Raw genomic sequence first — 23,738 nt, forward strand, 5'->3', positions numbered from 1 at the left:
GCCTCACCGGCCCCACCCGCCTCGACGAGGAGAACGACATGACCGCCCAGACCGACACCCCGGGCTCCGTGACCGCCGTCTACAAGGTGACCGGCATGAGCTGCGGGCACTGCGAGGGTTCTGTCTCCGCCGAGATCTCCGGGATCCCCGGCGTCAGCTCGGTGACGGCCGTCGCGGCCAGCGGCGAGGTCACGGTCGTCTCCGCGGCCCCGCTCGACGAGGAAGCGGTCCGCGCCGCCGTCGACGAGGCGGGCTTCGAGCTCGCCGGCCGCGTCTGACGGCCCGAGCGGCCAGCACCGCCACCAGCAGTACGTACGACGGAAACGTATCTCTCCGCCGGGCCGTGCCGACCAGCTGATACTGGCTCCGTACGGTCCGGTCCGTTGTCTGGAGTCCGGACATGACGACCAGCACCACCACCAGCACCGCACAGACCCCCATAGCCGCGCCACGCCCGGCCGGCGAGTCCGAGGTCGAGCTGCTCATCGGCGGCATGACCTGCGCCTCCTGCGCCGCCCGGGTGGAGAAGAAGCTCAACCGGATGGACGGCGTGACCGCCACCGTGAACTACGCGACCGAGAAGGCGAAGGTCACATACCCCCAGGGGGTTCAGGTCGCCGACCTGATCGCCACGGTCGTCAAGACCGGGTACACCGCCGAGGAACCCGCGCCCCCGGAGCCGGAGCCGCGGCGGGAGGCCGGGGCCGCGCCGGATCCCGAACTCGCCGGCCTGCGCCACCGCCTCCTGGTCTCCGCCCTGCTCGCCGCCCCGGTGGTGCTGCTCGCGATGGTCCCGGCGCTCCAGTTCGACAACTGGCAGTGGCTGTCGCTGACGCTCGCCGCCCCCGTCGTCGTCTGGGGCGGTGCGCAGTTCCACCGCGCCGCCTGGACCAACGCGCGGCACGGCGCCGCCACCATGGACACCCTGGTCTCGGTCGGCACGCTGGCCGCGTTCGGCTGGTCGCTGTGGGCGCTGTTCTTCGGCGACGCGGGCCTGCCGGGGATGCACGACGAGTTCCGGTTCACCGTCTCCCGCATGGACAGCGCGTCCACGATCTACCTCGAAGTCGCCTCCGGGGTCGTCGCGCTGATCCTGCTCGGCCGCTATCTGGAGGCGCGTTCCAAGCGGCGCGCGGGGGCGGCCCTGCGGGCGCTGATGGAGCTGGGCGCCAAGGACGTGGCGGTGCTGCGGGACGGGCACGAGGTACGGGTCCCGGTGGCGTCGCTGGCGGTCGGTGACCGGTTCGTCGTACGGCCCGGGGAGAAGGTCGCCACCGACGGGACCGTGGTGGAAGGGGCGTCCGCGGTGGACGCGTCCATGCTGACCGGCGAGTCCGTGCCGGTGGACGTGACCGTCGGCGACGCCGTCACGGGTGCGACCGTCAACGCGGGCGGGCGGCTGGTCGTCGAGGCGACCCGGGTCGGCGCCGACACGCAGCTCGCGCGGATGGCGAGGCTGGTGGAGGACGCACAGAACGGCAAGGCCGAGGTGCAGCGCCTCGCCGACCGGATCTCCGCCGTCTTCGTCCCGGTCGTCATCCTGATCGCGCTCGGCACCTTCGGGGTCTGGCTGGGCGTCACCGGGGACACGGCCGCCGCGTTCACGGCCGCCGTCGCCGTCCTGATCATCGCCTGCCCGTGCGCCCTGGGCCTGGCCACGCCGACCGCGCTGATGGTCGGCACCGGGCGGGGCGCCCAGCTCGGCATCCTCATCAAGGGTCCCGAGGTGCTGGAGTCCACGCGCCGCGTCGACACCGTCGTCCTCGACAAGACCGGGACGGTGACCACCGGCCGGATGAGCCTCCAGGAGGTGTACGTCACCGAGGGCGCCGACAAGGACGAGCTGCTGCGGCTCGCGGGCGCTCTCGAACACGCCTCCGAGCATCCGGTCGCCAAGGCGATCGCGGCGGGGGCCGGGGAGCGGGTCGGCGCGCTGCCCTCGGTCGAGCACTTCGAGAACGTCCCGGGGCGGGGCGTCCGTGGTCGCGTGGAGGGCCGCGAGGTGGCCGTGGGGCGCCTCTTCGACGTGGTGCCCGAGGAGCTGGCCCTGGCCCGCTCCCGGGCCGAACAGGACGGGCGTACGGCCGTCCTGGCCGGATGGGACGGCGAGGCACGGGGTGTCCTCGCCGTCGCCGACACGGTCAAGGAGACCAGCGCCGAGGCCGTGCGTGAGCTGCGCGCGCTCGGGCTGACGCCGGTGCTGCTGACCGGGGACAACCGGGCGGTGGCCGAGTCGGTCGCCCGGGCGGTCGGGATCACCGAGGTCGTCGCCGAGGTACTGCCCGAGGAGAAGGTGGACGCCGTACGACGGCTGCGGCGCGAGGGGCGGACGGTCGCCATGGTCGGCGACGGCGTCAACGACGCGGCGGCGCTGGCCACCGCGGACCTCGGCCTGGCCATGGGCACCGGGACGGACGCGGCGATCGAGGCCGGCGACCTGACCCTGGTGCGCGGGGACCTGCGGGTGGCGGCGGACGCGATCCGGCTCTCCCGGCGGACCCTCGCCACCATCAAGGGCAACCTCGTGTGGGCCTTCGGCTACAACGTGGCCGCGCTCCCGCTGGCCGCCGCGGGACTCCTCAACCCGATGATCGCGGGCGCCGCGATGGCCTTCTCGTCGGTCTTCGTGGTGACCAACAGCCTGCGGCTGCGCACCTTCCGGTGAAAGTTACCGCCGGTTCGCCGCAGTGGATGTAGGAGTCCCCCTGGAGTCCAACGCGCACCTCACATAAGCTCTTCACAAGGCTCGCGCATCATCCTTACGCTTGAGCTCCGATCACCGTATCGGGGCTCTTGCGCATCTATCGGACCGATGCAAGAGACGCAGATCACAGTGATGTGAACGTAACCATCGAAGGGGTTCGAAGGTCTAAGTTGGCGATGTCAGAGATGCGTCTTGGGGGGCGCTGACCTGGCATCTGGGGATGTCTTGGGGGACTTCCTCAGAGATGCGTTGCCGGGGCACGTACGACGGGAAGCTTTGAGCGGCCCTCCCGTGCCGTGCGGGTCCCGGCAGATCGCACCGCATCACTGGATGAAGTACGGCGAGTTCTGCTCGTTGTGCTCAACGCAGCGATTCAGGCGCTGCCGTACCGAACGCCCGGCCGGATCCCGTGGGGGGAATCCGCACCGGGACACGGGAAGGCGCCCTGGTCGCCGGCCCGTGGGGGGACCGGCGCTCCAGGGCGCCTTCTGCTGCGTCTGTGCCGCGTTCCTGCCGGGTTTGTGCCGCGTTTTCCGGAGCCGGTCGGTCTCCGGGGCGCCTCGACACCGACGCGCCCCTTCGACTCCCTCGCCTCAGGCCTGCCGCGGTGGCCGCGGACGGTCAGCGGCGGCGGGCAGTCAGCGCTCCTCGACCGGCACGAAGTCGCGCTCGACGACGCCCGTGTAGATCTGGCGCGGGCGGCCGATGCGGGAACCCGGCTCCTTGATCATTTCCTGCCACTGGGCGATCCAGCCGGGCAGCCGGCCGAGGGCGAACAGGACCGTGAACATCTCGGTCGGGAAGCCCATGGCGCGGTAGATCAGGCCGGTGTAGAAGTCGACGTTCGGGTAGAGGTTGCGCGAGACGAAGTAGTCGTCGGAGAGCGCGTGCTCCTCCAGCTTCAGCGCGATGTCCAGCAGCTCGTCGGACTTGCCGAGGGCCGAGAGGACGTCGTGCGCGGCGGACTTGATGATCTTGGCGCGCGGGTCGAAGGACTTGTAGACCCGGTGGCCGAAGCCCATCAGGCGGACGCCGTCCTCCTTGTTCTTCACCTTGGTGATGAAGGAGTCGACGTCGCCGCCGTTGGCCTGGATGCCCTCCAGCATCTCCAGGACGGACTGGTTGGCACCGCCGTGCAGGGGGCCCCAGAGCGCGGAGATGCCGGCGGAGATCGACGCGAACATGTTCGCCTGCGACGAGCCGACCAGACGGACCGTCGACGTCGAACAGTTCTGCTCGTGGTCCGCGTGCAGGATCAGCAGTTTGTCCAGGGCCGAGACGACGACCGGGTCGAGCTCGTAGTCCTGCGCCGGCACCGAGAACGTCATGCGCAGGAAGTTCTCCACGTAGGAGAGGTCGTTGCGCGGGTAGACGAACGGGTGGCCGACCGACTTCTTGTACGCGTACGCGGCGATGGTCGGAAGCTTGGCGAGCAGGCGGATGGTGGAGAGGTCGCGCTGCTTCGCGTCGAACGGGTTGTGGCTGTCCTGGTAGAAGGTGGACAGCGCGGAGACCACCGACGACAGCATGGCCATCGGGTGGGCGTCACGCGGGAAGCCCCGGTAGAAGTTCTTGACGTCCTCGTGGAGCAGGGTGTGCCGCGTGATCTCGTTCTTGAACGTGGTGAGCTCGTCGACCGTCGGCAGCTCACCGTTGATCAGCAGGTAGGCCACCTCCAGGAAGGTGGAGCGCTCCGCCAGCTGCTCGATCGGGTAGCCGCGGTAGCGGAGGATGCCCGCCTCGCCGTCGAGGTAGGTGATGGCGGATTTATAGGCAGCCGTGTTGCCGTAGCCGCTGTCCAGGGTCACGAGACCGGTCTGGGCGCGGAGCTTCCCGATGTCGAAGCCCTTGTCGCCGACGGTGCTGTCGACCACCGGGTAGGTGTACTCGCCGTCGCCGTACCGCAGTACTACAGAGTTGTCGCTCACGTCTTCCCTCACCGACGTAGTGCCTCATCTTCGAGGTGCCCTGACTGTCTCTACCATCCCCCATTTGGCTCAGGAGAGTGCACTCGGGGTCGACCATTGGGCCTATCGGCGGCACTCAGTGCCGCCAACCTGCTCATCCTGCCCCCTTGTTCCCCCATCGGGAAGGGTCTTGTGACCTTCACGACTCATTTGATCGATCATTTTTCCGGAGATCCGCTCCGGCGGAGCCGGAAGTCCAGCGCGGTACAGCGCCGGCCTGCCGAAACGGTGCGCACCGCCTGCCCGATCGCCTTGCGCGAACCGACGAGGACGACCAGCCGCTTGGCCCGCGTGACCGCCGTGTAGAGCAGGTTGCGCTGGAGCATCATCCAGGCTCCGGTGGTGACCGGAATCACCACGGCGGGATATTCACTCCCCTGCGAACGGTGGATGGTCACCGCGTAGGCATGTGCCAGTTCGTCCAGTTCGTCGAACTCGTACGGCACCTCCTCGTCCTCGTCCGTCAGCACCGTGAGGCGCTGGTCGACCGGGTCGAGCGCGGTGACCACGCCCACGGTGCCGTTGAAGACGCCGTTCTCGCCCTTCTCGTAGTTGTTGCGGATCTGGGTGACCTTGTCACCGACCCGGAACACCCGCCCGCCGAACCGCTTCTCGGGCAGGTCCGGGCGGGCCGGGGTGATGACCTGCTGAAGCAGGCCGTTGAGCGCGCCCGCGCCGGCGGGCCCCCGGTGCATGGGGGTGAGGACCTGCACGTCGCGCCGCGGGTCCAGCCCGAACTTGGCCGGAACACGCCGGGCGGCGACGTCGACGGCGAGTTTGCCGGCCTCCTCCGTCTCGTCCTCCACGAAGAGGAAGAAGTCCTTCATGCCGTCGGTGACGGGGTGCTGCCCCGCGTTGATCCGGTGCGCGTTGGTGACCACGCCGGACTGCTGGGCCTGGCGGAACACCCGCGTGAGGCGCACCGCCGGGATCGGACTGCCGTCGGCGAGCAGGTCGCGGAGCACCTCGCCCGCCCCGACGCTGGGCAGTTGGTCCACATCCCCCACGAAGAGGAGATGCGCACCCGGCGGTACGGCCTTGACCAGCTTGTTGGCGAGGAGCAGATCGAGCATCGACGCCTCGTCCACCACCACCAGGTCGGCGTCGAGCGGCCGGTCCCGGTCATAGGCCGCGTCCCCGCCCGGCTTCAGCTCCAGCAGCCGGTGCACGGTGGACGCCTCCGCGCCGGTCAGCTCGGCGAGCCGCTTGGCGGCCCGGCCGGTGGGGGCGGCGAGCACCACCTTCGCCCGCTTCGCCCGCGCCAGCTCCACGATCGACCGGACGGTGAACGACTTGCCGCAGCCGGGCCCACCGGTCAGCACCGCGACCTTCTCCGTCAGCGCCAGCCTGACGGCGGCCTCCTGCTCGGGGGCGAGTTCGACGCCGGTGCGGTCCTTCAGCCAGGCGAGCGCCTTGTCCCAGGCGACGTCCCGGAACGTCGGCATCCGGTCGTCACCGGTGCGCAGGAGCCGCAACAGCTGGGAGGCGAGGGCGACTTCGGCGCGGTGGAAGGGGACGAGGTAGACGGCGGTGACAGGTTCGGCGTCGGGAGTGGGGCCCGGGAGCTTCTCCCGTACGACCCCCGGGTCCTCCCCGTCCTCGGGCTGCGCCGCCAGTTCGGCGAGACAGTCGATGACGAGGCCGGTGTCGACCTGGAGGAGTTTCACGGCGTCGGCGATGAGCCGCTCCTCGGGAAGGTAGCAGTGCCCCTGGTCGGCGGACTGCGACAGCGCGTACTGCAGCCCCGCCTTCACCCGCTCCGGGCTGTCGTGCGGAATGCCCACCGACTGGGCGATCTTGTCGGCGGTGAGGAACCCGATGCCCCACACGTCGGCCGCGAGCCGGTACGGCTGGTTCTTCACGACGGAGATCGACGCGTCGCCGTACTTCTTGTAGATCCGCACGGCGATGGAGGTCGACACCTCGACGGTCTGGAGGAAGAGCATGACCTCCTTGATCGCCTTCTGCTCCTCCCAGGCGTCGGCGATCTTCTTCGTCCGCTTCGGGCCGAGACCGGGCACCTCGACCAGCCGCTTCGGCTCCTCCTCGATGATCCTCAGGGTGTCCACGCCGAAGTGCTGGGTGATCCGGTCCGCGAACACCGGCCCGATCCCCTTGACCAGCCCCGACCCCAGATAGCGCCGTATGCCCTGCACGGTGGCCGGCAGCACGGTGGTGTAGTTCTCCACGGTGAACTGCTTGCCGTACTGGGGATGCGACCCCCAGCGGCCCTCCATCCGCAGCGACTCCCCCACCTGCGCGCCGAGCAGCGCACCGACGACCGTCAGCAGATCACCGGCGCCTCTGCCGGTGTCGACCCGCGCGACCGTGTAGCCGTTCTCCTCGTTCGCGTACGTGATGCGTTCGAGCACACCTTCGACGGTGGCGAGTCGTCGTTCGCCTGTGGGGGTCCCCGCCTGGTCAGCCATGATCCGACGGTACTTGCGGGGACTGACAGTCAGGGGCGGGTTGCCGAGGAACTGGTGCTTCAGTGGTGTGCGAAGCCGATCAGCGGGCGGTCGAGCCGGCCCGCGCGCAGGCGGTGGGCATGATCGAGGAGCGTCGCGGCCCGTTCACCACGGAGGCGGACCGGCAGGCCTGGCGCCCCGATCCCGACCGGCCTGCCCCGTACCTGCCCACCGACGTCCTGACTTTCGGTCTCGACCGGGCCCTATGATCACTCCGCCCAGGCGTCCGCCACAGCGGCGCACACTTCCGAGACAGACCGGACGACGATGACGAGCGACGCCCGCACAACTCCCCGGATCCTCGCCCGTGGGGCGACCGGGAGAGCGCGCTGGTGAATCTGTGGTGGGCCGCCTGGATCGCGCACGCGCTGGTGCTCGTGGTCGCAAGCCGGGTGGCCCCCGGCTCGATGGCCTGGCTCGTGGTGACGGAGGCACTCATGCTCGCGGCGGCCGTACTGGCGGGGCTGGTCATCGAGCGGGTCACCGCGCTGCAGGGTGCGGCGCCCAGTGTCCAGGTGAGCCCGCAGACTTGATCTCCGCAACGAAGACGGCGAAGGCTCCCGCGCGGAAGGTGAGGGTGGCGCGGGCGGGTGCTGTGGAGCCGCGGATAGCTACATGGTTGTCGGCTTCCGCCAGTTGTCCACCCTATGCCTCACAGCTCTTCCACCAGCTTGCAGATGAGGTCACGCGACCTATCGACATCGAGGGACGCCGCCTCCACTCTACGGAAGCCTGTTCGGTAGGTGTTGAGTTGAGCGGGCCCAGGAGGCGCGGGCAACCGCTGTCGAGGTTCGGTAATAGGGGGAAGTACGTGTGGTGCGAGCTGGCCGCGGCTCAGCGGCCGTCGGCCATGCCTCGGCTCGTAATAACGCGTTGTGGGTCAAGGGGCGCCGCCATAAGGTCGCCGACATGTCTGTGCGTCTCCATATGCGTCAAGCACTGCCGGAAGCGATGCGTGCGCGTGACAAGGCCGCGGTGAGCGCCCTGCGCGCGACACTCGCCGCTCTGGACAACGCGGAGGCGGTGCCCGTGGACGAGACGGAGCTGCGCGGCCTGGCCCTGGAGGCGTCGCCGTTCGGGGCCGGGGCCACCGAGGTGGCGCGGCGTGAGCTGAGCGAGCCCGACGTGGTGCGTGTCGTACGCGCGGAGGCGGCCGAACGGCTGGCAGCGGCAGAGCAGTTGACCGCTCCCGCGCACGCCGACCGAGCCGGGCGGCTGCGCGCGGAGGCCGCGGTACTGCTTCGCCTCCTCGAAGAAGCCGCACCGGACCACTGAGCGCCGGCAGCAGGAGGCGCGCAGGGCGAGGCGCTCTATCGGTTGTCAGTGGAGAGGAGACGCACGGGGTATGACCAGTCAGCTGTACGCGATCTGCTTCAACGCCACCCAGCCATCGGCTCTGGCGCGGTTCTGGTCCGGGGTCCTGGGCTGGGAACTGGCCGGCGGTCCGGACGACGGCGTGGCGATCCGGCCCCCTGACGCCGCCGGGTTCCGCATCCGTTTCCTGCCGAGCCAGGAGCCGAAGACCGGGCAGAACCGGGCGCACTTCGACCTGACGAGCGCCTCCCCGGAGGAGCAGCGGCAGACGGTGGCTCGGGCGCTGGCGCTCGGCGGGAGACACATCGACGTGGGGCAGCTCCCGGAGGAGGGGCATGTCGTGCTCGCCGATCCGGACGGCAACGAGTTCTGCGTCATCGAGGCGGGCAACAAGTTCCTCGCCGACACCGGCTTCATCGGAGCGCTGGCCTGTGACGGTACGCAGGAGGTCGGTTACTTCTGGAGCGAGGCGCTGCGGTGGCCGCTGGTGTGGGACCAGGACCAGGAGACCGCGATCCAGTCGCCCGACGGCGGTACGAAGATCACGTGGGGTGGTCCGCCCGTGGCGCCGAAGACGGGTCCGAACAGGCTGTACTTCGAGCTGGAGATTCCCGCCGGCGCCGACTGGGAGGCGGAGGTCGGCCGCCTGGTCTCGCTGGGCGCGACGCGCACCGACACCGGCGACGGTGCCCGTCTCCTGATGCTCGACCCCGACGGCAACGAGTTCTGCGTGCGGCGCCCCCGGTAGCGGGGCTGTCGTCACCCCCTGGCCGCCGCAGCTCGCGGGGCCAGGGGGGCGACTCGGGATGACGGTCGCGCGTAGGTGAGCCGAGCGTAAAACCCCGGCCGTTCCGGTGGCGGGAAATCGCCGGAGCGGTGATGGTGGGCGGCGGGGAAATTTTTCGCGCGCAGGGAGCTGCAGATGCCCGAAATCACCACTCCGTACGCGACCGGCACCCCGTGCTGGGTCGATCTGATGGCGCAGGACCAGCAGGCGGCGCTGGACTTCTACCGTGACCTGTTCGGCTGGCAGGGCGAGGTCGGCGGGGCCGACTTCGGCGGATACGCGGTCTGCACGCTGCGGGGCAAGCCGGTGGCCGGCATCGGCGCGGCCATGGCGCCGGAGGGACAGCCGGAGCCGCCGACCGTGTGGACCACCTACCTGGCCAGCACCGACGCACAGGCCACCCAGGACACCATCGTCTCGGCGGGCGGCACCCTGATCGCCCCGGTGATGGACGTCGGTGACATCGGCCGGATGCTGATCGCCGCCGACCCGCAGGGGGCGGTGTTCGGGGTGTGGCAGCCGGGCGAGTTCCACGGCGCCGGGGTGGTCAACGAGCCGGGCGCGCTGATCTGGAACGAGCTGAACACCAGCGACGTCCCCGGAGCCACCGGCTTCTACGGCGAGGCCTTCGGGATCGAGATCCAGCCGATGGAGGGCGCCGACGGGACCTACTGGTCCCTGAACGTCGGCGGCCGGGGCGTCGGCGGCGCCGCCCGGCTCGGCGACGACCGGCCCGGTGTCCCGCCGCACTGGCTCACCTACTTCGCGGTCGACGACGTCGACTCCACCGTGGACGCCCTGGTCAAGCGCAACGGCACGGTACTCGCACCGCCGTTCGAGATGATGGCCGGCCGCATGTCCGTGGTCGCCGACCCGCAGGGCGCCACGTTCGCGGTCTTCAAGCCGAAGCCGATGTGAGACACCGTGCCCGCCGACGGCAGAGCAGCCCCTTGCCGTAACCACCAGATCCTGACCCCCTTCCGCTTTCCGCGCGGCCCGGGATACCCCTGAGGGGACCGGCGGTACGGGAGCGGAAGAGGGCGGGGTCATGGGGACCGAACAGGCCGAGCACGGCTGGCGGGTGGACGGACGCTGCACGAACTGCGATGTCGCGCGGCAACTCGCCCCGGGGCTCATCGGTGAGGTGGCGGGACGCTCGGCCGTACTGCGCCAGCCGCGCGACGCGGCGGAGGCGGGGCGGTTGCACGCGGCGGCGCACGCCTGCCCCAGCCGGTCCGTCCGGCCCCCGGGCGGGCGGCTGGACCCGGCCCGGGATCCGTTCCCCATGCCCCTGGACGCCGGCACCGGCACCGGCACGGGCGCCGTGCTGCTGTGCGGGCACAACTCGCCGCACACCGCCGGCGCCAACTCCTACCTCCTGCGCCGCCCCGACGGCACCTCGATGATGATCGACACCCCGCGCTGGAGCCCGGCGCTCGCCGCCCGCTACGAGGCGCCGGGGCCCGTCACCGACGTACTCCTCACCCATCGCGACCACGCCGCGCACGGCCGCCCGTACGCCGACCGATTCGGCGCCCGGCTCTGGATCCACGAGGGCGACCTCGACGCCGCCCCGGACGCCGACCGGGTGCTGCGCGGCACCGAACCGGCCCGGATCGCGGACGGCGTCCTCGCCCTCCCCTTTCCCGGGCACACCCGCGGCAGCGTGCTCTACCTGGCCGACGACCGGTACTGCTTCAGCGGCGACAGTTTCTACTGGTCGCGTACGACGGCGGACATCGAGGTCGTCGACAGCGTCACCTGGTACTCCATCCGCGAACTGGCCGCCTCGCTGACCCGGGCCGCCGGCCGGCTGCGCTTCGAGTGGCTGCTGCCGGGGCACGGCGACCGCCGCCGCCTCCCCCACGGGGAAATGGCCGACCGGCTCCGGCACTTGGCTGCCCGTACCCGGGAACTGCGGCCCCGTCCGGTGGACTTCGCCGCAGTGCGCTGGTGAGTTCCCTCGCCCGGCCCGGCAACCCACGTCCGGGTTCACTCCGGTTCGCCGGTGTGCGGTGGCAGGGCAGGGCGTGACTCCGTCGACGTCCTGGCGCCCCTCCTGTCGCTGCTGGACAAGGTCGGCCACCCGGCCGACCACGGTCCGCCGGCCGACCACGGGGCGACGTAGCCGACCACGGAACGACGCAGCCGACCACGGGGCGAGGATGCTGACCAAGACGTTGCTGACCACGGGGCGACGCGGCGCCGACGGGCCGCGGTGACGCAGCACGGCCGTGCTGGTCAGCCCTCGCCCTCGGCGGCCCCGAGCCGCCGGCGGCGCACGACGCCCCGTACATAGGCCAGCAGGAACACCAGGTAGACGCCGGCGACGCCCAGCGCCCAGGCCGCGGAGAGCCCACCGCCCACGATCACGGCCACCTCCAGCGCGGCGACGAACAGCAGCAGCGAACCGTCGCGTATCTCCGTCCGGGTCATGCCCGGAATTCCACAGGTCAGGCCGCGCGTGAGCCAGTCCCGTCCGACTCCCCCTTCGGTCACGATTGGATTTCGGCCATCTCCGGGCCCTTGCCCGATCCGCATGTAATCGATTCCAATCCTCGGTACACGCAGTCGTGTAATCGATTCCACGAGGAGGTGGAGCGGAGATGGCGAGCATCAAGGACGTCGCCGCCGAGGCAGGCGTCTCCGTCGCCACGGTGTCCCGGGTCCTGAACGACCATCCGTCGGTCAGCGACGACGCCCGTACCCGCGTACTGGCCGCCGTCCAGACGCTGGGCTACCGCCCGAACGCCGTCGCCCGCTCCCTGCGCACCGACCAGACCCGCACCCTCGGCCTGGTCATCAGCGACGTGATGAACCCCTACTTCACCGAGCTGGCCCGCTCGGTCGAGGAGGCGGCCCGCGCCCTCGGCTACAGCGTCATCATCGGCAACGCCGACGAGCGGCCGGAGCTGCAGGACCACCACGTACGGACGCTGCTCGACCGCCGGATCGACGGGCTGCTCGTCTCCCCCACCGACGGCGGCTCGCCGCTGATGCTGGAGGCGGCCCGCGCCGGCACGCCCATGGTGTTCGTCGACCGGTGGATCCCGGGCGTCGACGTGCCGGTGGTGCGGGCGGACGGGCAGGCCGCCATCCGCGATCTCGTCGCCCATCTGTGCGGGCTGGGGCACCGGCGGGTCGCGATCATCGCGGGACCGGCGGCCACGACCACCGGCAGCGAACGTGTGCGGGCCTTCCGCGAGGCGCTCGCCGAGCACGGCGTCCCCCTCCCCGACGCCTACATAGGCCAGGGCGACTTCCAGGCCGAGAGCGGACGGCGGGTCACCGAGGGGTTCCTCGACCTGCCCGAGCCGCCCGAGGTCGTGTTCGCCGCGGACAACCTGATGGCGCTGGGGGCGCTGGACGCGATCCGGGGACGGGGGCTGCGGGTGCCACGTGACATCGCGCTGGCCGCCTTCGACGACATCCCCTGGTTCCCGCACACCGACCCGCCCGTCACCGCCATCGCCCAGCCCACCGGCGAGCTGGGCCGGGCCGCCGTACGCGCGCTGATCGACCGTATCGAGGGCCGACCCCCGCAGTCCGTCACCCTCCCCGCCCGGCTCGTGGTCCGCCGTTCGTGCGGCGAAGGCCGCGACGAGAACCAGCCGAACCAGACCCCTGTGCAAAGGAGCACGTCGTGAGCAACCCGGACGAGTTGCTGCGCATCGAGGGCATACGCAAGTCCTTCCCCGGCGTGGTCGCGCTCGACGGCGTCGACTTCGATCTGCGCCGGGGCGAGGTGCACGTGCTCCTCGGTGAGAACGGCGCGGGCAAGAGCACCCTCATCAAGATGCTCTCCGGCGCCTACACCCCCGACGCGGGGCGGATCCTGGCCGGCGGCGAGGAGGTGCGCATCCATGGTGCGCAGGACTCCGAGCGGCTCGGGATCGCCACCATCTACCAGGAGTTCAACCTCGTACCCGACCTCACGGTCGCCGAGAACATCTTCCTGGGCCGGCAGCCGCGCCGCCTCGGGATGATCGACCGCAAGCGGATGGAGGCCGACGCCGAGGTCCTGCTCGGGCGGGTCGGCGTCAACGTGTCGCCACGCGCGCGTGTCCGTGAACTCGGCATCGCCCGGCTCCAGATGGTGGAGATCGCCAAGGCGCTCAGCCTGGACGCGCGCGTGCTCATCATGGACGAGCCGACCGCCGTCCTCACCTCGGAGGAGGTCGAGAAGCTCTTCGCGATCGTGCGGCAGTTGCGCGCCGACGGGGTCGGGATCGTCTTCATCACGCATCACCTGGAGGAGATCGCCGCCGTCGGGGACCGGGTGACGGTCATCCGGGACGGCAAGAGCGTGGGCCAGGTGCCCGCCGCCACCCCGCAGGACGAACTGGTACGGCTGATGGTGGGACGGTCCATCGAGCAGCAGTACCCGCGCGAGCGGACCGGGACGGGGGCCGCGCTGCTCTCCGTCCAGGGGCTGACCCGGGACGGGGTCTTCCACGACGTGAGCTTCGAGGTGCACGCCGGGGAGGTCGTGGGGATCGCCGGCCTTGTGGGCGCGGGCCGTACGGAGGTCGTACGGGCCGTCTTCGGGGCCGATCCGTACGACGAGGGTGCCGTGAAGGTCGCCGGTACGGCGCTCAGGCGGCACGACGTGGGCGCGGCCATGGCGGCCGGGATCGGGCTCGTCCCGGAGGACCGCAAGGGGCAGGGGCTGGTGCTCGACGCCTCCGTCGAGGAGAACCTCGGCCTGGTGACGCTGCGGAGGGCGACCCGGGCCGGGATCGTCGACCTCAAGGGGCAGCATGTCGCCGCCGAGCGGATCGCCGGGCAGCTGGGCGTGCGGATGGCCGGGCTCGGCCAGCACGTGCGGACGCTCTCCGGCGGCAACCAGCAGAAGGTCGTCATCGGCAAGTGGCTGCTCGCCGACACCAGGGTGCTGATCCTCGACGAGCCGACGCGGGGCATCGACGTCGGCGCCAAGGTCGAGATCTACCAGCTGATCAACGAACTCACGGCCGCCGGGGCCGCCGTGCTGATGATCTCCAGTGATCTGCCGGAGGTCCTCGGGATGAGCGACCGGGTGCTGGTGATGGCCCAGGGCCGGATCGCGGGGGAACTGGCCGCCGACCAGGCCACCCAGGACTCCGTGATGGCACTCGCCGTCGGCTCCCCCACCACCCCCACCACTCCCACCACAAGCGACAAGGAGGCCGGACGTGGCCACTGACACGCTCAAGAGCAGCGGTACGGGCGCCGGTGGCGCCGCGGGCGTGCGCCGGCTGCTCCTCGACAACGGCGCGCTCACCGCGCTGATCGTTCTCGTCATCGCCATGTCGGCGCTGTCCGGGGACTTCCTCACCACCGACAACCTGCTCAACGTCGGCGTCCAGGCGGCCGTGACGGCCATCCTCGCCTTCGGCGCGACCTTCGTGATCGTCGCGGCGGGCATCGACCTGTCGGTCGGCTCGGTGGCGGCCCTGTCGGCCACCGTGCTGGCGTGGAGCGCCACCTCGCACGGGGTGCCGGTCTTCCTGGCGGTCGTCCTCGCCGTGGCCACCGGTATCGCGGCCGGTCTCGTCAACGGCTTCCTCATCGCGTACGGCAAGCTGCCGCCGTTCATCGCGACGCTCGCGATGCTGTCGGTGGGACGCGGCCTCGCGCTGGTGATCTCGGAGGGCTCCCCCATCGCCTTCCCCGACTCCGTGTCGCACCTCGGTGACACCCTCGGCGGCTGGCTGCCGGTGCCGGTGCTGGTCATGGTCCTCATGGGGCTGATCGCGGCCTTCGTCCTCGGCCGGACCTACATCGGGCGCTCGATGTACGCCATCGGCGGCAACGAGGAGGCGGCCCGCCTGTCCGGGCTGCGGGTGCAGAAGCAGAAGCTCGCCATCTACGCGCTGTCCGGGCTGTTCGCGGCCGTCGCCGGCATCGTGCTGGCCGCCCGGCTCTCCTCGGCGCAGCCGCAGGCCGCGAACGGCTACGAACTGGACGCCATCGCGGCCGTCGTGATCGGCGGCGCCTCGCTGGCCGGCGGCACCGGCAAGGCGTCCGGGACACTGATCGGCGCGCTGATCCTCGCGGTGCTGCGCAACGGCCTCAACCTGCTCAACGTGTCCGCGTTCTGGCAGCAGGTCGTGATCGGTGTCGTCATCGCGCTGGCCGTCCTGCTGGACACCGTCCGCCGCAAGGCCGGGGCCACCCCGCTGGCCGCCGGTACCGGCGGGAACAAGGGCAAGCAGGCCGGGACGTACGCGCTCGCGGCGGTCGTCACCGTGGCGCTGGTCGCCGCGACCTCGCTCCTGCACACCGGCTCCTCCTCCGCCACCCCGAAGATCGGCCTGTCCCTGTCCACCCTCAACAACCCCTTCTTCGTGCAGATCCGGGCCGGTGCCCAGGCCGAGGCGCGGAAGCAGGGCGTGGACCTGACCGTCACCGACGCCCAGAACGACGCCTCGCAGCAGGCCAACCAGCTGCAGAACTTCACCAGTTCGGGCCTCGGCGCGATCATCGTCAACCCGGTCGACTCGGACGCGGCGAGCAACTCCGTGAAGGCCGCCGGCAAGGCCGGCATCCCGGTGATCGCCGTCGACCGCGGGGTGAACAACGCCACGACGGCGACGCTGGTCGCCTCCGACAACGTCACCGGCGGCGAGCTGGCCGCGAAGACGATCGCCGAGAAGCTCGGCGGCCAGGGCAAGATCGTGATCCTGCAGGGCCAGGCCGGCACCTCCGCCGCCCGGGAGCGGGCGCAGGGCTTCGCCAACGGCCTCAAGGCCTACCCGGGCATCCAGGTGGTCGCCCAGCAGCCCGCCGACTTCGACCGCACCAAGGGCCTCGACGTGATGTCGAACCTGCTCCAGGCCCACCCGGACGTCCAGGGCGTCATCGCCGCCAACGACGAGATGGCCCTCGGCGCGATCAAGGCGCTGGGCTCCAAGGCCGGTTCGTCGGTCTCGGTGATCGGCTTCGACGGCACCCCGGACGGGCTGACCGCGGTGAAGAACGGCACGCTGTACGCGTCGGTGGCCCAGCAGCCCAGCCAGCTGGGGAAGATCGCCGTGGACAACGCCCTCAAGTCGATCGAGGACCAGAGGATCCCGTCGGCGATCAAGGTGCCGGTGAAGGTGGTCACGAAGGACAACGTGGCCGGTTTCACGGGCTGAGGCACCAGCGAGGCGGCCGGGCGGTTGAATTGAGCACCGGTGCATCGGGCCCCGGCCGCCTCGCCCCATCCGTAGAGGGAGTCATCTGATGTACGACTACGACCTCCTGGTCGTGGGCTCGGCCAACGCCGACCTGGTGATAGATGTCGAGCGACGGCCGGGCGCGGGTGAGACCGTGCTCGGCGGCGACCTCGCCACGCACCCCGGCGGCAAGGGCGCCAACCAGGCGGTCGCGGCCGCCCGCCTCGGTGCCCGTACCGCCCTGCTGGCCCGGGTCGGCGACGACGCGCACGGCAGGCTGCTGCTCGACTCGCAGCGGGCGGCCGGGGTGGACACGGTGGGCGTGCTGGTGGGCGGGGCCCCGACGGGGGTCGCCCTCATCACCGTGGACCCTTCCGGCGACAACAGCATCGTCGTCTCCCCGGGTGCGAACGGCCGGCTCACGCCGGTGGACGTGCGGGCCGCGGTCTGTCTCTTCCACGCCTCCCGGGTGGTGTCCACGCAGCTGGAGATCCCGTCGGAGACGGTGCTGGAGGTGGTCCGGAACCTCGCTCCCGGCAGCCGGTTCGTCCTCAACCCCTCCCCGCCGCGGCCCCTTCCGGGCGAGGTCCTGGCGGCCTGCGACCCGCTGATCGTGAACGAGCACGAGGCGCGGGTGATCCTCGGCGAGGCCTGCGTGAGCGAGGAACCGGCCGACTGGGCGCGGCTCCTGCTCGCCAAGGGCCCTCGGTCGGTGGTGGTGACGCTGGGCGCGGAGGGTGCGCTGGTGGCCGACGGGCACGGCGTCGAGTCGGTGCCGTCCGTGAAGGTGGACGCGGTGGACACCACGGGAGCCGGGGACGCGTTCACGGCGGCCCTCGCGGTACGGCTCGGAGCGGGCGAGTCGCTCGCCAGGGCCGCGGCGTACGCGGCGCGGGTCGGGGCGGCGGCGGTGACGAGGCGGGGCGCGCAGGAGTCGTACCCGACGGCGGCGGAGGTCGACGCGCTGTGCTGTGCTGTCCCGGGGGACGCCGCGTCCGGCGGCGGCTCCGCCACGGGCCGGACCCCCGGCCGGGGGCCGGACAGCGCGCCCGGGTCTGGCGGGCGAGGCGGGATGCTGTGAAGAGGGCGGGGATCCTCAATCGTCATCTCGCGGGTGCGCTCGCCGAGTTGGGGCACGGGCACGGGGTGCTGATCTGCGACGCCGGGATGCCGATCCCGAAGGGACCGCGGGTCGTGGACCTGGCGTTCCGGGCCGGGGTGCCGTCCTTCGCCGAGGTGCTGGAGGGGCTGCTGGCGGAGCTGGTGGTGGAGGGCGCGACGGCGGCGACGGAGATACGCGGGGCCAACCCGGCCGCCGCCACGCTGCTGGACGGGCACTTCCCCGACCTGGCGCTGGTCCCGCACGAGCGGCTGAAGGAGCTGTCGGCTCAGGCGCGGCTGGTCGTACGGACCGGGGAGGCCCGGCCGTACGCGAACGTGCTACTGCGGTGCGGGGTGTTCTTCTAGGAGTCCGCCCCCGTGGGGAGCAGCACAGATCGGCGTGTCCCGGCACTCCGGGACCCTCCGATCCGTCATCCGCCCGTCAGCAGATAGACGACCAGCGGTGCGAGCGGAACTTGACGTTGAGGTTCGACCAGGTATCGCCGTGCTGCGCGATGAAGTAGCAGGTGGTACCGGTGTAGTTCGCACCGGTGTAGAGAACGACCCAGTCGTACGAGGACGTTCCGTGCCCCTTCTCGTGGACAGTGCCAACGCGCCTATGGCTGGCGAAAATCCATGTTTCCGACCGAGCATGTCACTGTCATCCTCATGCGAGTGCACTGACATGTCACAGGTCGCCAACGGAGGCGCACGGAGAAACGGATGCTCCGCTTTCATTTCACGTCCGAGGACCTCACCAAGGTCAGAGTGGCGACCGAGCCGCATGCGCTGTGGGAGATCGCGGTCAGTCTGCATCGGCTCCAGACCCGCGAAGGCCGCTGGGCCTACGCGCCCTGGTTCCGTACCGCGCGTGCCGCGTTGCGCCAGAACGGGCTCGAACGGACGGTGAGGACCTTCCTGCTGCCACTCTTCCCGCGCGCCAGCTACTTCCCCGACTTCCTGACGCCACCGGAGGGCGCCCAGGGACTGGACGCCGGACTGGACGCCGTCCTGGCGACGCCGCGGGAGCGGATCGTGGGCGAGGTCGGCATGCTCACCCGGGCCGTCGGTGCCCCGGCCTGGACCCACCGGATCACCGAACGCGGGCTGCGCGAACAACTCGTGGACGCCCTGCGCGCCTACCACCGTGCCGTGATCGCCCCTCACGAGGAGCGCATCCAGGAACGTCTGCACGCCGAACGGGCCCGGCACGCCCACACCCTGTTCCACGCCGGGACCGAGGGTCTGCTCACCAGCCTGTGCTCCACGATCCGCTGGCGGCCACCGGTCCTGGAGATCGATCCGTATCCGGACCACCGCGACGTCCACCTCGACGGGCAGGGGCTGCTCCTGATCCCCTCCCACTTCTGCTGGCACACGCCCATCGCCCTGGCCGACCCCGGGCTCCCGCCCGTTCTGCTCTACCCCCTCCAGCACCTACCGGCGAAGACCTCGCACGCCGGCTCCCCACCGCTGAACATGCTGCTCGGCCCCACCCGCGCCGCCATCCTGAGAGCCAGCGCGACCGGATCCACCACCACCGAGGCCGCCCGCCGGGCCGGAGTGACACCTACGACGGCAAGCCATCACACGGCCGTACTGCGGGACGCGGGCCTGATCACCAGCCACCGCCACGCCAACACCGTGCTGCACACCCTGACCCCACTCGGAGCCGCCCTGCTGGGCGAGGCATGTTTCGAGGGGGCCCGGTCCGTCGACCGAACCCCCTCGGCTTTCCCCTCCGTGTCAGAACCCCCGCGATCCCCCCGGATCCCCCTCCGAAAGTCCTGATGCCACGTATGACAGGCGAGGTGGGCGGAGGGTTGTACACCTGACCAAGATTTCTTCGCCGGGGATCGCGGCCCGTCGCCGCGGCCGGGGCCCGGCTGCCGCGATCGCGTCGATCAAGGACAATCCAAGGCAGTCGCGGAAGACAGGTGACCCATAGGATCCATAGGATTCGGCGGGCGCTCACGCGCACCGACGGCACCTGCCCCACCCCGGATCGGACGGGGTGGGGCAGGATCTCAGGGCTGTCGGTCAGGAGAAACCGACGTGTTCAGCTCCGGCGCGTCGCGGCCGGATTCAGCGGACCGTGACCGACACGCTCTTGGAGACGGCGCTGCCGTCCTTGACGCGCAGGACCTCGACGCCCTTCTTGTCGAACTTGTCGGTGAGCTTGTAGGCCGCCTTGGAGACCTTCGCCGTCGCGGGCAGCGACACCCACTTCTTGCCGTCCTTGACCTGGAGGGTCACCTTGCTGCCCTCCTTGACGCCGTCGACCTTGCCGGTGAAGGTCACGACATCGCCCGGCCTGACGGTGCCGGCGCCGGCCTTGAGGGTGATCGAGGGAGCCGGCGCCGCCGGGGCGGCGACGGCGGCGGTGGCACCGGCGGCGACGAGCGCGGCGGAGGCCGCGGCAACGGCGGCGATACGCATGTTCACAGAGAACTCCTTGGTTTTCAATTACCTTTTCCACCCGCAATCCCGGGTCATTTGCTCACCCTTGCGGATGACTCGAATCCTATAGACACGAGCAGGCAGGACGCGGTTCCAGCCCAATGGAAAAAACCCGAACCAACAGGTGAAGCACAGCAAATTGAAAAGAGGAGCCGACCGTGAACAGGGAATATAAAAAAGACCTGTGTGCCGTCAGTTCTCCAGCCGGACCGGCATCAGGAGCGAGAAGGCGCTCTCGTCGTCGGGGCGGCGGATCGCGATCGGCGCGGTGGGCGCGCCGAACTCCAGAACCAGTCGGTCGCGGGCCCCGGCGGCCAGCGCCGCCAGCAGGAACTCACGGTTGACGGCGACGCGGTCCGGGTCGTCGTCGGCATCGGCATCGGCATCGGCATCGGCATCGGCGCAGAGGGTCACCGTGCCGTCGTCCTCCACCCTGAGCACGCTGAGATCGGGTGCCCCGGCCTCTGCGGAGCGGACCGGACCAGTCTCCAGAGCCTCCCGGAAGGCCGCCACCTCGACGACGGCACGGCGTCCGCCTGGCTGGGGCAGGAGACGGCGGTAGTCGGGAAAGTCGTGGTCGGGGCACCGGCCGGCCGCCTGCCGGTCCCCGGCCTCCAGCGTCACGCGGTCACCGTCGAGAAGGAGTCGCGCCGGTCCCTCGCCGTCCAACAGCGCACGCATCGCGTCGGCGAGCGGAGTGGGCACGATGACCTGCACGCGGTCCCCGCCGTGCCCGGCGACATCGGCACGCGCGATCGCCATCCGGTACCGGTCGGTGGCCACCGCGTGCAGGCTCTCGCCCTCGATGTCGAACAGGACCCCGCCGAGCATCGGCAGCTCGGGGTCGGTGCTCGCCGCGAAGCGAACGGTGTCCAGCACGGCTGCCAGCTCCGGAGCGGCGACGGACAGGCGGACGGCGGCGATGCGGACTGAGGTCATGGCGTTCTCCCGGTGATCGAGTAGTACTCGGAGCGCGGAGAACTCACCGCGGGCATCGGACAGCCCCTGTTCGAGACGGCGCAGGTGCGCCCCGAGCAGCTTCCGGACCAGATCGGTGTCCGGGCCGGACCAGCCGGCCAGCACCAGCCGGATGTCCGCCAGCGGCATCCCGGCCCGGCGCAGGCAGGCCAGCAGCCGGGCCTCCTCCAGCTGCCCCGGCTCATACCAGCGGTACCCGCTCACCGGATCCACCCAGGCGGGGACCAGCACACCGGCACGGTCATAGAACCGCAGGGCACTCACGCCCAGACCGCTGTCGCGGGCCATCTCCCCGATGCTGCGCATGTCGTTCTCCACACCGGCACTCTGGGCCCTGCACAAGGTCGAGGGTCAACCGGACGGCAACCGTGCACCGCGGCTGCCGGCGACACGCTTGACGTCTCTCAGCGACTCACGTACGTGGCCAGCAGTGAGCACACCGGCTTCGACGCGTCCGCCCTCACCGGGTGATACAAGTCCAGCTACAGCGGCGGCGACCAGGGGGAATGCCTCGAAGTAGCCCGTGGCCACGCCGTCGTACCCGTCCGAGACAGCAAGGCCGGGTCCACCGGCCCGGCGCTGATCTTCTCGTCCGACGGCCGGGCCGCCTTCGTAGGGGCCGTGCGGGACGGGCGTTTCAGTAGCTGACACCCCGGAAGTGCAGGAACGCGGAGCGCAGTCCGGGATCGCGGAGGAGGTCGAGAACCTCCTCCTCGCCCACGAACAGGGCATCGGCCGCCGGATGGCCGGACTGGTGGAACATGGCGACCAGTACATCGATGAGAGGGCGGTTCCAGGCGACCCGGACGATCCGCTTCGCCTTGTCACCGTCTCCCTTGTCCATGGCTGTGCGCCACAGCTCGATGGAATCCCTGGCCGTCCAGTAGGCGTCCATGCGTCCCTTGACCAGGACCGCTCTTTCGTTGAGGCCGAACACCTCGATGCAGGCCCGTCCCCGGTCGGTCAGGCCCCGGTACGTTCCGAGCGGGAGCACCAGCCGCAGGTGGTCCAAGGGGTCCTCGGCCGTCGGGTCGACGAGCAGGGGGCTGCCGTCGGCCGCGGTGGGGAAGAGGTGCCGCTTCTGGTTGCTGTTGCAGAACGAGCAGGCGAGCAGATGGTTGAGCCAGTCGAAGGTACGCAGCGGAGCCAGACTCTTCGGCTCGAAGTGGTCGATGTCCGTGCCCTGGCCGTCACCGCAGTACATACAGCGTTCGTGGCCGGGTGCCATCTCCGCGAGCCCCATGAGAAGTGCGGGGCGGACCCGCCGACGGTTCTCCCAGAGTTCCTTCGCCCTGTCCTTGCGTTCCTGCTCCGAGGCCCGCTGCCGGATGTCGTCGGTGTAGTCCCTCAGTCGTTCCGCCGCGGCCGCCGGCAGGACGGCACGCCGAAGCCGGATCACTCCGCTTCGCCCTTGATCTCCTCCGCGATCCGCCGGAGGTGCGTACCCACCTCGTCCACACGGGCCGACGGCGAGCTGGCAAGCCGCTCCTTGAGTTCCCGGTAGCGGGCGAGGGACTCAGCCGACGGGGCCCCGTCGTAGATCTCCGCCTCCAGCTCCACGAACTCGGACCTCGCCTGCTCGGCCCGCTCGGAGTAGGGCGTGTCGAGACCGAAGAGGTCGGAGAGGACGGCGTCGTCGCCGCTGCCGTACACCACCCGGTCGTACAGGTCCTGTTCGATGACCTCGGGTGGACGGGCCTCGTCCACGCCGGGCAGCCTGACGAGGCCGCCGGGGTCGGCCGCCTGGCAGATGTAGGGACTGTGCGTGGTGACGATGAACTGGATGCGCGGGAAGTGGGCGGTCAGCCAGGGGCCGATCCGGCGCTGCCAGGACACGTGCAGGTGGGCGTCGATCTCGTCGATGATGACGACGCCGGGTGTCATCAGCGCGATCGACCCGCCTCTGGCCTCCCGTGGACCGGACTCCCACAGGTCGTCGCCGAACACGTCGTGCAGCTGCTTGAGGATGTCGACGACGAGCGCCGCCACCGTACGGAACCCGTCACTCATCTCCCGCAGCGGGAAGCGGCTGTCGTGCCGCTCGACCCACAGACCCTCGGAGTCGACGTCGTCGATCCGGTACCCGTCCGGCAGCAGTCCGTCTCCGAGCAGCGCCAGTGCGAACGTCTTCAGTCCCCGGGCGCCCCCTCTGCCTTCCAGCGCACGCAGATGCTGTTCGATCAGCCAGGCGACGCCTTCGGCGAGTGAGGCGTCCTCATGGAAGAGGCTCGTGTGCCTGGCGACGGGCCCGGAGGCCAGCATCAGCCGCTGCACCTCGCCCGAGCCGCCGGCCATCCGCCGGAACGGCCCGTAGGCCGCGGAGAACCAGCCCGCGGGATTGTCCGCCCAGGGACCACGGCGGGCGATGCTCGTCTGCGCCTTGGTGTACCTGATCTCGTCCAGCCCGGACTGGACGCCCCGGCGGACCGGAACGCGACCGGCGAAGCCGTCACGGGGTGTCTTCCAGCGAAGCCCGGCCCGGAAGTCATGGGCGGGCGGGCGACCCTGCGAGAACCGGTCGTGCTGCGTGTCACGGCTGATCTCGACCTCGACCTGACCTGCCGTACGCTCTTCCGTCACCCAGTTCTCGAACTGAGGCACCAGACTGCGGGCCACCGCCGGCCCGGTCAGCGCCAGCGCCATGGCCCTCAGCAGCGTCGTCTTGCCCGAGCCGTTGCGCCCCGCGAGCACCGTCCACCCGGCGTGACTTCCGTCGGGGCGGGTCAGCGTGAGGTCGACTTCGCGAGGGCCGTAGAAGGACTTGATGTCCTTCACGATGATCCGGCTGACGTACATGGTCGTCGGCGTCCGTTCGTT

General features: G+C 70.7%; 22 protein-coding genes and 1 pseudogene. 15 read left to right on the forward strand and 8 right to left on the reverse strand.

Annotated features, from left to right (window positions below; all coding sequences use genetic code 11):
- The first annotated feature begins 38 nt into the window (after positions 1–38).
- Positions 39–278: a heavy-metal-associated domain-containing protein gene (locus OHB00_RS19530; RefSeq protein ID WP_406436176.1), complete on the forward strand. Its 240-nt coding sequence runs from the start codon at positions 39–41 to the stop codon at positions 276–278.
- 122 nt (positions 279–400) lie between these two features.
- Positions 401–2,665, forward strand: a complete 2,265-nt coding sequence (locus tag OHB00_RS19535; protein WP_406436177.1) for a heavy metal translocating P-type ATPase — start codon at positions 401–403, stop codon at positions 2,663–2,665.
- Between the two features lie 677 nt (positions 2,666–3,342).
- Here OHB00_RS19535 and OHB00_RS19540 read toward each other — a convergent pair.
- A complete protein-coding gene (locus tag OHB00_RS19540; protein WP_294002060.1) occupies positions 3,343–4,632 on the reverse strand; it encodes a citrate synthase in 1,290 nt (429 codons plus the stop codon).
- Between the two features lie 197 nt (positions 4,633–4,829).
- Positions 4,830–7,100, reverse strand: a complete 2,271-nt coding sequence (locus OHB00_RS19545; RefSeq protein ID WP_406436178.1) for an ATP-dependent RecD-like DNA helicase — start codon at positions 7,098–7,100, stop codon at positions 4,830–4,832.
- 65 nt (positions 7,101–7,165) lie between these two features.
- Between OHB00_RS19545 and OHB00_RS19550 the strand changes: the two genes are divergently transcribed.
- Both OHB00_RS19550 and OHB00_RS19555 read left to right on the forward strand, forming a co-directional pair.
- Entirely contained in the window at positions 7,166–7,348 is a 183-nt protein-coding gene (locus OHB00_RS19550) for a hypothetical protein (protein WP_406436179.1), read from the forward strand.
- 123 nt (positions 7,349–7,471) lie between these two features.
- Positions 7,472–7,672 (forward strand): hypothetical protein, encoded by a 201-nt coding sequence (locus OHB00_RS19555; RefSeq protein ID WP_406436180.1) that lies wholly within the window; start codon positions 7,472–7,474, stop codon positions 7,670–7,672.
- Here OHB00_RS19555 and OHB00_RS19560 read toward each other — a convergent pair.
- Positions 7,620–7,775, reverse strand: coding sequence for a DUF397 domain-containing protein (locus OHB00_RS19560; protein WP_406445876.1), 156 nt, complete (start codon positions 7,773–7,775; stop codon positions 7,620–7,622). The genes OHB00_RS19555 and OHB00_RS19560 overlap by 53 nt on opposite strands.
- A gap of 315 nt (positions 7,776–8,090) precedes the next feature.
- Between OHB00_RS19560 and OHB00_RS19565 the strand changes: the two genes are divergently transcribed.
- The 4 genes from OHB00_RS19565 (at position 8,091) to OHB00_RS19580 (ending at position 11,197) form a co-directional block, all read left to right on the forward strand.
- Positions 8,091–8,414 carry a hypothetical protein gene (locus OHB00_RS19565; RefSeq protein WP_406445877.1) on the forward strand — a complete coding sequence of 108 codons (324 nt, stop codon included), beginning with the start codon at positions 8,091–8,093 and terminating at the stop codon, positions 8,412–8,414.
- Between the two features lie 70 nt (positions 8,415–8,484).
- Complete coding sequence (locus tag OHB00_RS19570) at positions 8,485–9,201, forward strand: VOC family protein (protein WP_406436181.1); 717 nt, start codon at positions 8,485–8,487, stop codon at positions 9,199–9,201.
- Between the two features lie 174 nt (positions 9,202–9,375).
- Positions 9,376–10,158 (forward strand): VOC family protein, encoded by a 783-nt coding sequence (locus tag OHB00_RS19575; protein WP_406436182.1) that lies wholly within the window; start codon positions 9,376–9,378, stop codon positions 10,156–10,158.
- A gap of 130 nt (positions 10,159–10,288) precedes the next feature.
- Positions 10,289–11,197 (forward strand): MBL fold metallo-hydrolase, encoded by a 909-nt coding sequence (locus OHB00_RS19580; protein WP_406436183.1) that lies wholly within the window; start codon positions 10,289–10,291, stop codon positions 11,195–11,197.
- Positions 11,198–11,481: 284 nt separating this feature from the next.
- On the opposite strand, the gene OHB00_RS19585 is transcribed toward OHB00_RS19580, so the two are convergent.
- Positions 11,482–11,676 carry a hypothetical protein gene (locus OHB00_RS19585; RefSeq protein WP_406436184.1) on the reverse strand — a complete coding sequence of 65 codons (195 nt, stop codon included), beginning with the start codon at positions 11,674–11,676 and terminating at the stop codon, positions 11,482–11,484.
- A 170-nt stretch (positions 11,677–11,846) separates the two neighbouring features.
- On the opposite strand from OHB00_RS19585, the gene OHB00_RS19590 reads away from it, so the two are divergent.
- The 6 genes from OHB00_RS19590 to OHB00_RS19615 all read left to right on the forward strand — a co-directional run bounded on the left by OHB00_RS19590 (position 11,847) and on the right by OHB00_RS19615 (position 19,274).
- Positions 11,847–12,887 carry a LacI family DNA-binding transcriptional regulator gene (locus OHB00_RS19590; RefSeq protein ID WP_406436185.1) on the forward strand — a complete coding sequence of 347 codons (1,041 nt, stop codon included), beginning with the start codon at positions 11,847–11,849 and terminating at the stop codon, positions 12,885–12,887.
- Positions 12,884–14,425: a sugar ABC transporter ATP-binding protein gene (locus OHB00_RS19595; protein ID WP_406436186.1), complete on the forward strand. Its 1,542-nt coding sequence runs from the start codon at positions 12,884–12,886 to the stop codon at positions 14,423–14,425. The genes OHB00_RS19590 and OHB00_RS19595 overlap by 4 nt, the downstream gene beginning before the upstream one ends.
- Complete coding sequence (locus OHB00_RS19600; RefSeq protein WP_406436187.1) at positions 14,415–16,361, forward strand: substrate-binding domain-containing protein; 1,947 nt, start codon at positions 14,415–14,417, stop codon at positions 16,359–16,361. The genes OHB00_RS19595 and OHB00_RS19600 overlap by 11 nt, the downstream gene beginning before the upstream one ends.
- Positions 16,362–16,449: 88 nt before the next feature.
- Positions 16,450–17,463 carry a ribokinase gene (locus OHB00_RS19605; RefSeq protein ID WP_406436188.1) on the forward strand — a complete coding sequence of 338 codons (1,014 nt, stop codon included), beginning with the start codon at positions 16,450–16,452 and terminating at the stop codon, positions 17,461–17,463.
- Entirely contained in the window at positions 17,460–17,849 is a 390-nt protein-coding gene (gene rbsD / locus OHB00_RS19610) for a D-ribose pyranase (RefSeq protein WP_406436189.1), read from the forward strand. Before OHB00_RS19605 ends, rbsD begins: the two co-directional genes overlap by 4 nt.
- Before the next feature lie 357 nt (positions 17,850–18,206).
- Positions 18,207–19,274 (forward strand): DUF5937 family protein, encoded by a 1,068-nt coding sequence (locus tag OHB00_RS19615; RefSeq protein WP_406436190.1) that lies wholly within the window; start codon positions 18,207–18,209, stop codon positions 19,272–19,274.
- 294 nt (positions 19,275–19,568) lie between these two features.
- On the opposite strand, the gene OHB00_RS19620 is transcribed toward OHB00_RS19615, so the two are convergent.
- A complete protein-coding gene (locus OHB00_RS19620; protein ID WP_406445879.1) occupies positions 19,569–19,922 on the reverse strand; it encodes a hypothetical protein in 354 nt (117 codons plus the stop codon).
- Positions 19,923–20,135: 213 nt separating this feature from the next.
- Positions 20,136–21,227 carry a MerR family transcriptional regulator gene (locus tag OHB00_RS19625; protein WP_406436191.1) on the reverse strand — a complete coding sequence of 364 codons (1,092 nt, stop codon included), beginning with the start codon at positions 21,225–21,227 and terminating at the stop codon, positions 20,136–20,138.
- A 180-nt stretch (positions 21,228–21,407) separates the two neighbouring features.
- Here OHB00_RS19625 and OHB00_RS19630 point away from each other — a divergent pair.
- Positions 21,408–21,569: pseudogene (locus tag OHB00_RS19630) on the forward strand (DUF397 domain-containing protein); the annotation flags it as partial.
- On the opposite strand, the gene OHB00_RS19635 reads toward OHB00_RS19630, so the two are convergent.
- Complete coding sequence (locus tag OHB00_RS19635; protein ID WP_406436192.1) at positions 21,559–22,320, reverse strand: HNH endonuclease; 762 nt, start codon at positions 22,318–22,320, stop codon at positions 21,559–21,561. The pseudogene OHB00_RS19630 and the gene OHB00_RS19635 sit on opposite strands and share 11 nt — an antisense overlap.
- Positions 22,317–23,717 (reverse strand): AAA family ATPase, encoded by a 1,401-nt coding sequence (locus OHB00_RS19640; protein ID WP_406436193.1) that lies wholly within the window; start codon positions 23,715–23,717, stop codon positions 22,317–22,319. The genes OHB00_RS19635 and OHB00_RS19640 overlap by 4 nt, the downstream gene beginning before the upstream one ends.
- Positions 23,718–23,738 lie beyond the last annotated feature (21 nt).

The organism is Streptomyces sp. NBC_00631, from assembly GCF_045206895.1.
Taxonomy (GTDB): Bacteria; Actinomycetota; Actinomycetes; order Streptomycetales; family Streptomycetaceae; genus Streptomyces.